Origin of the sequence: Dactylosporangium sp. NPDC050588 (assembly GCF_040654975.1) — a bacterium.
In the GTDB taxonomy this organism is placed as follows: Bacteria; Actinomycetota; Actinomycetes; order Mycobacteriales; family Micromonosporaceae; genus Dactylosporangium; species Dactylosporangium maewongense.
In genome coordinates, this window is record NZ_JBFAJA010000120.1 from 1 (window position 1) to 12,546 (window position 12,546).

The following is a 12,546-nucleotide window of genomic DNA, read 5'->3' on the forward strand; positions in this document are numbered from 1 at the left end:
CCGGGTGCTTCCGGTCCGGGTGCTTCCGGTCCGGGTGCTTCCGGTCCGGGTGCTTCCGGTCCGGGTGCTTCCGGTCCGGGTGCTTCCGGTCCGGGTGCTTCCGGTCCGGGCGCTTCAGCGCGTGAGCGGCTCGTGTCCGGCCGCCTGCCCCGTCGTCGCGGCCCCGTTCCCTTGGTCTGTGCCGCCGGGCATCAGCTGTCTTCGACCTTGTAGAGCACGACGTCGCCCTGCTCCGTGCGGGTCAGGCCGAGCCCGTCGATCGGTGCGTCGATGGCGCGCTCATACGCGCTGCCGAGGGCCTGGCTGCGCACCACGACGACCGTGCGGATGTGCCGCTCACGCAGCAGTGCCACCGTCTGCTCGTCGGGGAACTGCTGCATCGTCTGCCGCAACTCCTGCTGGTCCATCGGCGTGAAGCCGCTGCCGCCGTTGACGATCTTCGGAAACCCGTCGGTGCTCCACAGCATGACGTTCATGTCGAAGAGCTCGTGGCTGGGCAGCACCATCAGCGGCCCCTGCACCGAGCTCATCGCGATCGGTGTGGTGGGCACCACCGGGTGCGGCGTGTCGTGAGCGCCCTCGAACAGCACCAGCATGACGGGGATCAGGGTCGCCAGCCGCGGCAGGAACCCGGCCCGGTCACCCGGCTCCGACTGGGTCCGGTCGGCGAACAGCTCCACCGCCCGCTCCGCGAACGCGCTCACCGCTCCCGCCGCGAGCAGCCCCAGGAACAGCGTCGTCCACACCACCAGACGCCCCGACGTGCGGATGCCGTCGAAGCCCGGCAGCGCCCGGTACAGCGCCAGGTAGCCGAACTCGCCCTTGCCGGGGCCGTGCGTCCCCATCGCGAGCGCCACCGTGCCGAGGACGCCGACCAGCATCCAGACGCGGTGCTTGAGCCGCCAGGTGGAGACGAACAGTCCGGCGAACGCCAGGCCGTACAGGAAGAAGCCCGGCAGCAGCGCCATCTCCGGCGCCCAGGTCAGCGTGCCGCGGGCGTCGGCATACGCCTCACCCCACAGCCACGACTCCGGCGGCGCGATGAAGAACCCCTTCAGCGGCGGCGAGAACAGCCCGACGAGCTCCTCGCTGCGCCGCGCATACGGGTATTCCTTCAGCACCTGCAGGTACGGGTACGCCATGAGTCCGCCGACCGCCGCGAAGATCGCCCCGCCGCCGAGGTTGGCGAAGAACAGCTTCCAGCCGAACGGGCGCGTCACGCCCCACTTGCGCACGTGCCGGTAGCCCCAGGAGACCGCCGTGGCGAGCACGGCCAGCAGCAGTGCGTACACGAACGGGATGCCGATGCCGAAGCCCAGGCTGATCTGCCATGAGGCGACGAGCCAGCCCGCGAGGACCCAGCCCCATCGCCGCTTGTCCGGCTGGTAGCCGTCGCGCAGCGAGAACCCGTGGCCGCGGGCGAGCATGGCCAGCGCCAGCGCGATCCCGCCGATCGACAGCACGTGCAGGTGGCCCGCCTGCCCCAGCCGGTACGGCGCGTAGGCGAACGCGGCACCGGCCACCACCGCACCGGTCGGCCGCGCACCCAGCTGCCGGGCCAGCACGTACGCCCCGAAGAACGCCAGGGCGAAGATGAGGACGTACATGATGTTGTACCGGACGAGCGCCGCCACCGGCCCGCTGCCGAGCATGCCGGCGGGCGCATAGCCGAGCAGCGTGTCCGAGAACGCGTAGCTGTAGTTCGAGGGGAAGAACGCGTTGGCGTTCCACAGCTGCGCCGGGTTGGTGGTGAGGATGTGCCCGGCCCACGACATCTGCCAGGCCTGCAGCGTCGGGTCGGCGGTGTCCTGCGGGATCGTCGTGCCCGGCTCCCGCAGCGTCGGCCAGGTCATGACGGCGGCGAGCAGCACCGAGCCCACGGCCGCCATCGTCCACTCGTGCCCGAGGAACTCCCCGACCGCGTTGCCGATGCGCGCCGCCACCCTGCGGGCCTTGCCGGGCTCCTGGTCGGGGACGGGCGCGAACGATCCGAACGGGTCCGCCTTGACGAGACTGACCCGCTCACCGCCCTGAGCGGCGGCGCCGTCCGCCTTGCCCGTTTCTCCAGCGGTCGTCTCGGCCCCGGCCTTCGCCGCACCATCCTTGGCGCCGGTGGCCGTGGCGCTCCCGGCCTTCGCCGCGCCGTCCTTTGCGCTGCCGGATTCTCCAGCGGCCGTGTCGGCCTCGGCCTTCGCGGCGCCATCCTCGGCGTTGCGCGCTTCAGCGGTGGTCGGGTCGCCCTGTGCGGCGCCGCCTTCCGCGCCGGCCGCCGATTGCTTCGTGTCGCCGGACGCCTGGGTCGCACCGCCGGTCTTCGCTTTGCCGTTGGCCGCCCTGGCGCCGCGCGCCGCCTGCTTGGCGCCGCCCGCTGCGGACTTCCCGCCTCCCGCCCCCGCATCGTCCGCTGCGGACTTCGCGCCTCCCACCCCCGCATCGCCCGCTGCAGCCTTCGCGCCTCCCGCCGCCACATCGCTTGCTGCGGCTGTGGCGTCTTCCGCCTCCGCATCGTCTGCCGCGGTTGTGGCGTCTTCCGCCGGCGCGTCGGCTGCCGACGCTGCGGTGCCGGTCGCGGCGCCGGCGGCCGCGGGCGGCGTGTCCGCCGCTGCTGGCTTGCCGTTGCCCGGCGCGGGCTCCCTCGAGGTCAAGGCCCCCGGGTCCCCGGGCTCGGCGGCCGAGGGTCCCGTTTCCGGGTCCTTCTCGGTCTCGGACACGTTGCTCACGCCAGCCGCTCCCGCAGGTAGGTGATGTCGGCGGTCTGCCCCTCAGTGCCACCGGGCGTCTCGACCAGCGCCGGCGCGCCGGCGGACCGGATCACCGAGACGATCAGCTCGGGGTCGATCTCGCCGGCAGTGAGGTTGTCGTGCCGGTCGCGGCCGGAGTCGAAGCCGTCGCGGGAGTTGTTGGCGTGGATGAGGTCGATCCGGCCGGTGATCGCCTTGACCCGGTCGACGATGTCGAGCAGGTCCTCGCCGCCCGCGTGGGCGTGGCAGGTGTCCAGGCAGAACCCGACCTCATACTCGCCGATCGCGTCCCACAGCCGGGCCAGCGCGTCGAAGCGCCGGGCGCAGGCGTTGTCGCCGCCGGCGGTGTTCTCGATCAGGATCGGGGTGGCGAAGCCGCCCTCCTCAGCCGCGAACGCGAACGTCTTCCGCCAGTTGTCGAACCCGGCGTCGCGCCCTTCCGCCTTCTCGACGTGCCCGCCGTGCACGATCAGCCCCTTGGCCCCGACCTTCGCCGCCGCCGACGCGTGGCGGAAGAGCAGCTTGCGGCTGGGGATGCGGATTCTGTTGTTGGACGACGCGACGTTGATCCGATAGGGCGCGTGGATGTAGACGTCGACGTCGGAGGCGATGAGTGCCTCGGCGTCGGGGCGGTCTTTGGGATCGATCCAGGCCTGCGGGTCGGTCAGGAAGAACTGGACCAGGTCAGCGCCGCGCGCCGCGGCCTCGGCCAGTGGCTCCGCGGGGTCGACGTGAGCACCGATTCGCATGCCGCAGAGCCTACGACGTGGGACCGACAGTTTGCGCGACCCCGGGGCCCGGCCTCGGTGGCAACCCGACCGAAGGGTCCGGAATAGCAGGGTTCCGTCACCGTCCTGTCGGCCGCGTCGTTACGCAACTAGGTCGCCCGTGATCGCGCGACCTCGATGGAACCGCATCTGATCAATCCTCAACCCTGGATGGCTACCTTGTCTGGACACCGACCGGCACTCCGCGTGGCGGCAGCCGCCGCCGCGCTGTTCGCCGCGGCCCTGACCGTGGGCGCCAGCCCCGTGCACGCCGCACCCTCCACCCCGACCGTCGAGTTCAGCGGCGGGAGCGTGTTGAGCCTGCTGGTGTGCAAGTCGGAGCCCAGCACCGGCAGCGTCTCGGTGCCCGCCGAGTCGCGGATCAACTTCGTCAACCGGCTCGGCCAGGGCGCGACCCTCAAGGTCGACGGCAAGCCGGTCTCGACGGTGCAGCCCAACCAGGCGGTGCCGGTCGTCTTCAAGAAGGGCCCGGTCAACGTCGCCATGACCTTCTCCTGCGGCGTCGGCGTGGTCGAACAGTTCAAGGAGGTCTCCGTCGGGGTCACCGCGCCGCCCGTCGCGCCCGCCGCCAACCCCGGCGCGGGCCAGGGTGGTCAGGCCGGCCGGCCGTCCTCCTCCGAAGGCCCGGCCGGTGCCGCCGCCGACGCGGCGAACAAGGCCATCACGGGCACACGCTCGACCCGGAAGCCGTCGACGAACGCCTCGAGCTCCACCGGTGAGGGCACCGAGCCGGTCGACCCGTCGCTGCTCGGCCCGGACGCGACCGCGTCGCCCGCGCCGGCTGCCGCCGCGAACCCGAGTGCGTCGACGGACGAGCGGGTATACGTGGAGCAGCCCGTCGCCGCGACCGGCCCGGCCACCAACGCCCCGACGGGTCTGCTGGCGCTTGTCGCGACGGTCTGCGTGGTCGGTGTTGGAATCGCCGCAATTCGGGCTATTATTGCGCAGCGGTCATCACGCGCTAGCTACGCGTAAGGTACAATTAGGTAGCTCCGCGGGGCGCCGTCATCCAACGCACCGGTGTGGTCGTTCCTCCCCAGGTCCCACCCAGAGAAGCGGATGACGCGCCCCGCGGTCTTTCTGTGTACACGCACCGTGTACTCTTGCTCGGTCTGCCGTCCATCGGACGGCAGACGACGCACGACCTCCTGCCGCGGATGGACCGCGGCCGCTTAGCCCGTAGGAGGTGAGAACGTCTTGCGTCATTACGAAATCATGGTGATCCTCGATGGAAGTCTCGAGGAGCGCACCGTCGCACCGTCGCTCGACACGTATCTGAACGTGATCCGGACGTCGGGTGGCTCGGTGGAGAAGCTCGACGTGTGGGGCCGCCGGCGCCTCTCGTACGAGATCAACAAGAAGACCGAGGGCATCTACGCCGTCATCGACCTCCAGGCATCGCCGGAGTCGGTGGCAGAGCTGGACCGTCAGCTGCGGCTCAACGAGTCCGTGCTGCGCACCAAGGTCATCCGGCCCGAGGTCCGCTAAGCGGATCCCGGGCGAGATCGACCTGCTTCGCCCGCCACACGTCACCGGGAATTGTCATACCCCTGTGACAAGGTGGGCCATACCCCAGTGCGCGAGGAGTTGACTCGATATGGCAGCAGGAGACACCACGATCACGGTCATCGGCAACCTGACCGACGACCCCGAGTTGCGCTTCACTCCGTCTGGTGCGGCTGTGGCCAAGTTCCGGGTGGCATCCACGCCCCGGTTCCTGGACAAGAACACCAACGAGTGGAAGGACGGCGAATCGCTGTTCCTGTCCTGCACGGTGTGGCGCCAGGCGGCTGAGAACGTCGCCGAGTCGCTGCAGCGTGGAACCCGCGTGATCGTCTCCGGTCGCCTGAAGCAGCGGAGTTACGAGACTCGCGAGGGCGAGAAGCGCACCGTCATCGAGCTTGAGGTCGACGAGATCGGCCCCTCGCTGCGCAACGCGACTGCCAAGGTGCAGAAGATGCAGCGCTCCGGTGGCAGTGGCGGCTTCGGCGCTTCTGGTGGTGGCGGCGGCAACAGCGGTGGCGGCGGGTTCAGCGATGACCCGTGGGCCAGCGCGGCGCCGGCGAACGCCTCCAGTGGTGGCGGCAGGTCGAATTCATCCTTCGACGACGAGCCCCCGTTCTAATGGCATCAGGAGCAAGAGCAATGGCGAAGGCTGCGGCCCTGCGCAAACCGAAGAAGAAGGTGAACCCTCTCGACAAGGAGGGCATCGCCTACATCGACTACAAGGACACCGCGCTGCTGCGGAAGTTCATCTCCGACCGCGGCAAGATCCGCGCTCGGCGGGTGACCGGCGTGACCGCTCAGCAGCAGCGGCAGATCGCGCGTGCCGTCAAGAACGCGCGCGAGATGGCGCTGCTCCCCTACACCGCGACTGCGCGATAAGGGGAGGCTGACATGAAGATCATCCTGAAGCAGGAGGTCTCCGGTCTCGGGACCCCCGGCGACGTGGTTGAGGTCAAGGACGGCTACGGGCGTAACTACCTGCTCCCGCAGGGCTACGCGATCCCGTGGACCAAGGGTGGCGAGAAGCAGATCGCGACCATCAAGCGCGCCCGTGGGGCTCGCGAGATCCGCGACCTGGGCCACGCCAACGAGGTCAAGGCCCAGCTGGAGAACCTGACCGTCAAGCTGGCCGTCCGCGCCGGCGAAGGCGGCCGCCTCTACGGCTCGGTCACCCCGGCCGAGGTCGTCGACGCCGTCCAGAAGGCCGGCGGTCCGGCCCTCGACAAGCGTCGCCTCGAGCTGCCCGGCCACGTGAAGTCGGTCGGTGACTACAAGGTGCAGATCAAGCTGCACCCCGAGGTCGCCGCCAGCTTCACGCTGAAGGTCACGGCCGCCAAGTAACACCACGCGGCAACACGAAGGGGCCCGTCCGGCAGGACGGGCCCCTTCGCTGTCCCCCTACCGGTAGAGCTTCGTCGCCGCCCGGATCACCTCGGCGAGCTCCGCGACCTGCTTGTCCCCCTCGGACAGGCCCTCGGCGAGCCGCAGCAGGTCGTCGAGCCGGACCTCCCCGGCGTACTGGCTGGACCGCAGCACCTCGGCGAAGTAGGCCGCCGTGTAGCAGACCTGCAGCCGCGGCCCCGCCTCCGTGAACGCACGGTCCAGGGACGCCACCGTCACCGACACGTTCTGCTCGCTGGGCTCCCGCGTCCGCGGGTCCTGCCAGCGCACCCGCACGTCCGCCAGGTGCCCCTCCGCACCCTCGCGGAGATGCAGCGCGTACAGCGCCGTCACCGCATGACCGGGGCCGACCTCGCCACCGTCGACCCGGTCGTTGCGGAACGCCGACGCCGAGAGGGTGCGGTTCTCGTAGCCGATCAGCCGGTACGACACGACCGCCGCCGGATCGAACTCGACCTGCGCCTTCGCGTCCAGCGCCCGCACCGACAACGTCGCCGGGAGCTGCTCCACGAAGACCTTGTTCGCCTCGGCGGTGCTGCTGACGTAGACGACATAGCCGTCGCCCTTGTCGGCGAGCTCCTCCATGAACTTGTCGCCGTAGTCGCTGCCGACGCCGACGCCCATCATCGTGATCTGCTTCGCCGCCGCCTCCTGCACCTCGCGGACCAGGGGCGCGGCGCTCGTCGTGCCGACGTTCGGAAGACCGTCGGAGAGCAGGATGACCCGGTTGGTCGCACCCTCCCGGAAGCTCTTGCGCGCCGTCTCGTAGCCGAGCCGCAGCCCCGACTGCAGGTTCGTGCTGCCCGCCACCCGCAGCCGGTCGATCGCCCCGTGCAGCGCCGAGCGGTCCCGGACCGGCGTCATCTGTCGCAGCACGTCCGCGTCGTCGGAGTAGGCGACCAGCGCCACCGAGTCCGTGGTGCGCAACTGGTCCACCAGCGTGTGCAGCCCGCTCTTGACCAGGTCGAGCTTGCCCGGCTCAGCCATCGAACCGGACACGTCCACGACGAACGTCAACGACGCGTCGAGGCGTTGCCCCTCCGGCTCGGCTCTCGTCTGCAGCCCCACCCGCAGCAACCGGGCCGTGTCACCGGAGTTACCGTGCGTCTTCGGCAGCCGGGTGCCGTCCGTGGCAACCGCGAACCCGTCGCCGGACGGCTGCCGGTACCCCTGCTGGAACGAATTCACGAACTCCTCGGGCCGGATCGTGCCCGCCGCCGGACGCTGCCCCGCCAGCAGCTGGCGCTTCGCGTAGCCGTAGGACGCGGTGTCCACGTCGACCGCGAACGTCGACACCGGCTGGCTCGACGCCGCCTGCTCGCCGGGCGCCTCGTCGCCCGCGCCGCCGGTGATCGCCGGACCGGGCTGGCCGCCCTGCGGGTTCATCGTCCCCGCCGGGGCCTTCTCGTAGCTGGCGCTGTCGCTCTTCCCGTCTGCACCGCACGCCGTCAGGCACAACGCGGCGATCACGGCCACGGCGGCGGCGCGGAACTGACTGACCATGGAAGCCTCCCTGAAAGGTGTTTGGCCAGTCAGACGACGACCCACCTCCGAGCGGCTCCGAGCGTAACCGGACAGAGACCCAAGCGTGAGCATCGGTGATCGGCTCGCAAGGATGCTGTGACCCGTCGAAGGGAACCGATCCGCTTGGCACTGCGTCCGGCGTCACCCTCCGGTAGAGCAGCCGCCATCATCCGTCCAGTCGGCGGCCACGTCACTCGATCGGGGCGACTATTTTTCACACACAGGCTGTGGATTGTGTACGCCCAGCTCAGAGCCTGTTTGAGGATCCTGGCGGCGAAGTTTTCCACAGGCCTGTGCACAGCTGATCCCCCGTTTGTGGATGACGGTCCACAGGTTGTCCGCAGGGTTGTCCACCGGCTAGTTTTGACGAACGCCAGTCGCTCCATACCGTTGCGCGGGGCGCTCCACGTCTTCCGAGGCGCGCCGCGAGGTTTTGTCATACCCGCGAGGTCTACTGATGCGTGGGGGTATGACGTTGGAGGGGCGAGTGTCGATCACCGAAGACAGGCGAAGCGATCCATGGGACGACGCGACCCCGGCCGAGTCGCGCCGGCGACCGCCCAAGGACCAGGACCAGGGATCTGAGCGACCCTCCGGCGGCGCCGAGACCTTCGAGCGCACCCCGCCGCAGGACGTCGCCGCCGAGCAGAGCGTCCTCGGCGGCATGTTGCTGTCCAAGGACGCCATCGCCGACGTCGTCGAGATCCTCAAGTCCCACGACTTCTACCGGCCCAACCACACCGTCGTCTTCGACGCGATCCTCGACCTGTATGGCCGCGGCGAGCCCGCCGACGCCGTCACCGTCGCCGCGGCCCTGACCGACGCGGGCGAGATCGCCAAGGTCGGCGGCGCCGCATACCTCCACACCCTCATGGCGGCCGTGCCCACCGCCGCCAACGCCTCCTACTACGCCCGCATCGTCGCCGAGCGCGCCGTCCTGCGCCGCGTCATCGAGGCCGGCACCCGCATCGTCCAGCTCGGCTACGGCTCCGCCGGCCCCGGCGGCCGCGACGTCGACGACGTCGTCGACCTGGCCCAGCAGGCCATCTACGACGTCACCGAGAAGCGCGTCAGCGAGGACTTCGCCGTCCTCGCCGAGGTGCTCCAGCCCACCCTCGACGAGATCGAAGCCGTCGGCGCCCAGGGCGGCGTCATGACCGGCGTCCCCACCGGCTTCCAAGACCTCGACCGCCTGCTCAACGGCCTGCACCCCGGCCAGCTCATCATCGTCGCCGGCCGCCCCGGCCTCGGAAAGGCGCTGGCGCTCGACACTCCCCTGCCGACGCCCGACGGCTGGACGACGATGGGGGAGGTCAAGGCCGGCGACCAGCTGCTGGGTGCCGACGGCCGGCCGACCACGATCGTCAACGCGTTCGAGGTCCTGCACGGCCGTCCGTGCTTCGAGGTGGAGTTCTCCGACGGCAGCGTGATCGTCGCCGATGCGGAGCACCTCTGGAAGACCACCACGAGAGCGGCACGTCGCCAGCATGCTGAAGCTGCGCAGACGCCGCAATGGCCGGAAGCCGCTCGGGCCGAGGTGGGCGCGGTCTTCGCCAGTGCGATGGCCGGCCCCGATTCGTTGCCGACCTTCGGCGAGGCGGTCGAACTGGTCGGACCTCGGTTCCGGCATGTGCTGCATGTCGTGGGCAGCGAGGTCGGCACGTCGGCCGACGTCGTGCGCGAATATCAGCGTGCCGGCAAGCCGTGGCGTCGTTCCATTCAGGCATATTCCAAGCACGCGCTGCTGACGACGCTGCACCGGCGGGTCAACAGGACCATGAACGCCGAGACGAAGGTCAGGCACGACGGGGTCGTGACCACCCAGGACATCGCCGACACCCTCCGGTGTTCGATGGACGGTCGCCTCAACCACGCCGTTGAGAACTGCATGCCGTTGCGGCTTCCTGACAGGGACCTGCCGGTGCCGCCCTACACGCTCGGCGCGTGGCTCGGCGACGGCCATTCCGCCGCCGGTCGAATCACCACCGATGATCCGGAGATCGTCGGCAACATCGCAGCCGACGGGTTCAAGATCAGGCCGAGCTCGGCACATCGGATGCTGTATGGCATCGGCCGGGCGGGCGATCACGGTCCAGCGCTGGTCCACAGCCTCCGGCAGCTCGGTGTCCTCAACAACAAGCACGTTCCGTCGGAGTATCTGCGCGGGTCGGAGCAGCAGCGACGCGCGCTCCTCGCTGGTCTGCTGGACACCGACGGCACCGTGACGGCCACGGGCAATGCACAGTTCACGTCGACCTCGGCCCGGCTTGCCGGCGATGTCCAGGAGCTGGTGGTCAGCCTCGGCTACCGGTGCACCATGACGACGAGATCGGTTCGGGGCCGGACGCCGGCGAGCTCGATCGCCTACACCCTGACCTTCAGCACGGCCGACGACCTGTTCCGGTTGGGTCGGAAGCGCTCGGCGCATCAGTCACGACGGCGGACCGCGAGCACGTCGAGGACTGATTCTCGGTACATCGTCGACGTCCGGCCGGTGGCGAGCGTTCCGGTCCGCTGTGTGCAGGTCGACAACGACGACCACATGTATCTGGCCGGGCGCGCGATGATCCCGACCCACAACTCCACCGCCGCGATGGACTTCAGCCGGGCGGCGTCGGTGAAGCACAACTTGGCCAGCGCGATCTTCAGCCTGGAAATGTCCAAGGTCGAGATCGTCATGCGACTGCTCTCGGCCGAGGCGCGGGTGCCGCTGCACGTGCTGCGGTCCGGGCAGCTGTCCGACGACGACTGGACCAAGCTGGCGCGGCGGATGGGCGAGATCAGCGAGGCGCCGCTGTTCGTCGACGACACGCCGAACATGAACCTGATGGAGATCCGGGCCAAGGCGCGACGGCTCAAGCAGCGGCACGACCTGAAGCTGATCATCGTCGACTATCTGCAGCTGATGACGAGCCCGAAGCGGACCGAGAGCCGGCAGCAGGAGGTCGCGGACCTGTCGCGTGGCCTGAAGCTGCTGGCCAAGGAGGTGGAGTGCCCGGTGGTCGCGGTCAGCCAGCTGAACCGTGGACCCGAGCAGCGCACCGACAAGCGTCCGCAGCTGTCCGACCTGCGTGAGTCGGGCTCGATCGAGCAGGACGCCGACGTCGTCATCCTTCTGCACCGCGACGACTACTACGACAAGGAGTCGCCGCGGGCGGGCGAGGCCGACTTCATCGTGGCGAAGCACCGAAACGGCCCGACCGACACGATCACGGTGGCGGCACAACTGCACCTGTCCCGCTTCGTCGACATGGCGATCTGACCGAGGAGGCCCGCGGCGATGTCTCCTCGTCCCGATGCCGCGTGACGGGGAGACGTGTCACGCCAGCTCGCGGCGTGAGTGCGGAAGGCACCTTCTCGGCCGCCATCTGGGGAGTCGCCGTGGCCGGCCTCATCTGGCTGGCTATGCGCGCGTTGACGGTGTCAGCGGGAGCGCCCGACCGCGGTTGAGGGCTGCGGTCGACCTCGCGGTCGGACTGGTGTACTGGTGTAACGGTGCGTGTGCGGGTGGCTGGCGGACGGCGCGTTGAACTGGCGTTTGACGGATCGCCGCGGCCGGAGTTGCCTGGGGCGTTGGCGGGAGTGTTGTCCGGAGTGTCCGGCCGCGGTCGAGGGCGGTCGGCCTCGCGGTCGGCGTCGTCTGGCGTGCGTGTGCGGGTGGCTGGCGGAAGGCGCGTTGAGCTGGTGTTCGACGGATCGTTGCGGCCGGTTCTGTCGGGGGCGTGTTGAAGGTGTCGGTGGAAAGGGCGTCTGGCGCGCTGAGCTGGCGTTCGACGGATCGTTGCGGCCGGTCCTGTCGGGGCGTGTTGAAGGTGCCGGCGGGAGGGGCGCCTGGCGCGCTGAGCCGGCGTTCGATGGACTGTCGTGGCCGGTGCTGTCCGGGGGCGCGTTGACGGTGTCGGGGCTGGTGCGGTGGGAGGGGTGTCAGGTGCGGTTGAGGATGCGGGCGACCTCGGTGTCGGGGACCTGGCGGAAGTCGTCGTAAAAGCGGCTGACGGAGCCGAAGAAGTCGGAGGTCACGGGGCAGACGACCTCGTCGGCGAGGGTGCGCAGGCGGTGGACGGCCTGGGTGGCGCCGACGGGGACGGCGAGCACGACGCGGGCGGCGGACAGCGCTCGGGCCACGGCGACGGCCGCGCCTGCCGTGGCGCCGGTGGCCAGGCCGTCGTCGATGACGAGGGCGACGCGGCCGGTGAGGTCGAGCGGGGGGCGGCCGAGGCGGAAGACGCGGTCGCGGCGGCGGAGCTCGGCGGTTTCGTGGCGGATGACGGGGGCCATCTCCTCTGGGGCGAGGCGGATCTCCCGGTTGAGGACCTTCACGTCGCAGGGGCCGATGGCGCCGAAGGCGACCTCCGGTGACCAGGGCACGCCGAGCTTGCGCACGACCAGCGCGTCGAGCGGGACGCGGAGCCGCGTGGCGACCTCGGCGGCGACGGGTATCCCGCCGCGGACCAGGCCGAGGGCGATGACGTCTGGCCGGTCGGCGTAGCTGGTGAGCAGGTCGGCGAGGGCGGCGCCGGCCTCGCTCCGGTCCCTGAAGGCCATGCTTCCTGTGTACGCCAGGAGTGAGGAGGCCGGCCAGCGTC

The 12,546-nt window shown here is 70.1% G+C and carries 10 protein-coding genes; 6 read left to right on the forward strand and 4 right to left on the reverse strand.

Going from position 1 to position 12,546, the window contains the following annotated elements; all coding sequences use genetic code 11:
* Nucleotides 1–191 precede the first annotated feature (191 nt).
* Nucleotides 192–2,426 carry a hypothetical protein gene (locus tag AB0I21_RS51395; protein WP_360572393.1) on the reverse strand — a complete coding sequence of 745 codons (2,235 nt, stop codon included), beginning with the start codon at nucleotides 2,424–2,426 and terminating at the stop codon, nucleotides 192–194.
* 290 nt (nucleotides 2,427–2,716) lie between these two features.
* Complete coding sequence (locus AB0I21_RS51400) at nucleotides 2,717–3,490, reverse strand: deoxyribonuclease IV (protein WP_360572395.1); 774 nt, start codon at nucleotides 3,488–3,490, stop codon at nucleotides 2,717–2,719.
* Between the two features lie 225 nt (nucleotides 3,491–3,715).
* On the opposite strand from AB0I21_RS51400, the gene AB0I21_RS51405 reads away from it, so the two are divergent.
* The 5 genes from AB0I21_RS51405 to rplI all read left to right on the forward strand — a co-directional run bounded on the left by AB0I21_RS51405 (nucleotide 3,716) and on the right by rplI (nucleotide 6,376).
* On the forward strand, nucleotides 3,716–4,504 hold the full coding sequence (locus tag AB0I21_RS51405; RefSeq protein ID WP_360572397.1) for a hypothetical protein: 789 nt from the start codon (nucleotides 3,716–3,718) through the stop codon (nucleotides 4,502–4,504).
* 222 nt (nucleotides 4,505–4,726) lie between these two features.
* Nucleotides 4,727–5,017: a 30S ribosomal protein S6 gene (gene rpsF / locus AB0I21_RS51410; RefSeq protein WP_033359943.1), complete on the forward strand. Its 291-nt coding sequence runs from the start codon at nucleotides 4,727–4,729 to the stop codon at nucleotides 5,015–5,017.
* A gap of 109 nt (nucleotides 5,018–5,126) precedes the next feature.
* Entirely contained in the window at nucleotides 5,127–5,654 is a 528-nt protein-coding gene (locus tag AB0I21_RS51415) for a single-stranded DNA-binding protein (protein WP_360572399.1), read from the forward strand.
* Between the two features lie 20 nt (nucleotides 5,655–5,674).
* The gene (gene rpsR / locus AB0I21_RS51420) at nucleotides 5,675–5,914 is read left to right on the forward strand and encodes a 30S ribosomal protein S18 (protein WP_033359945.1); all 240 of its coding nucleotides are present in this window, start codon (nucleotides 5,675–5,677) and stop codon (nucleotides 5,912–5,914) included.
* A gap of 12 nt (nucleotides 5,915–5,926) precedes the next feature.
* Nucleotides 5,927–6,376, forward strand: coding sequence for a 50S ribosomal protein L9 (rplI, locus tag AB0I21_RS51425; protein ID WP_354890196.1), 450 nt, complete (start codon nucleotides 5,927–5,929; stop codon nucleotides 6,374–6,376).
* Nucleotides 6,377–6,433: 57 nt separating this feature from the next.
* Here the strand turns inward: rplI and AB0I21_RS51430 are convergent, their stop codons facing one another.
* The gene (locus AB0I21_RS51430; RefSeq protein ID WP_360572401.1) at nucleotides 6,434–7,939 is read right to left on the reverse strand and encodes a von Willebrand factor type A domain-containing protein; all 1,506 of its coding nucleotides are present in this window, start codon (nucleotides 7,937–7,939) and stop codon (nucleotides 6,434–6,436) included.
* Between the two features lie 490 nt (nucleotides 7,940–8,429).
* On the opposite strand from AB0I21_RS51430, the gene dnaB reads away from it, so the two are divergent.
* Complete coding sequence (gene dnaB / locus AB0I21_RS51435; RefSeq protein WP_360572403.1) at nucleotides 8,430–11,222, forward strand: replicative DNA helicase; 2,793 nt, start codon at nucleotides 8,430–8,432, stop codon at nucleotides 11,220–11,222.
* 662 nt (nucleotides 11,223–11,884) lie between these two features.
* Here dnaB and AB0I21_RS51440 read toward each other — a convergent pair.
* Complete coding sequence (locus AB0I21_RS51440) at nucleotides 11,885–12,505, reverse strand: phosphoribosyltransferase family protein (RefSeq protein ID WP_360572405.1); 621 nt, start codon at nucleotides 12,503–12,505, stop codon at nucleotides 11,885–11,887.
* Nucleotides 12,506–12,546 lie beyond the last annotated feature (41 nt).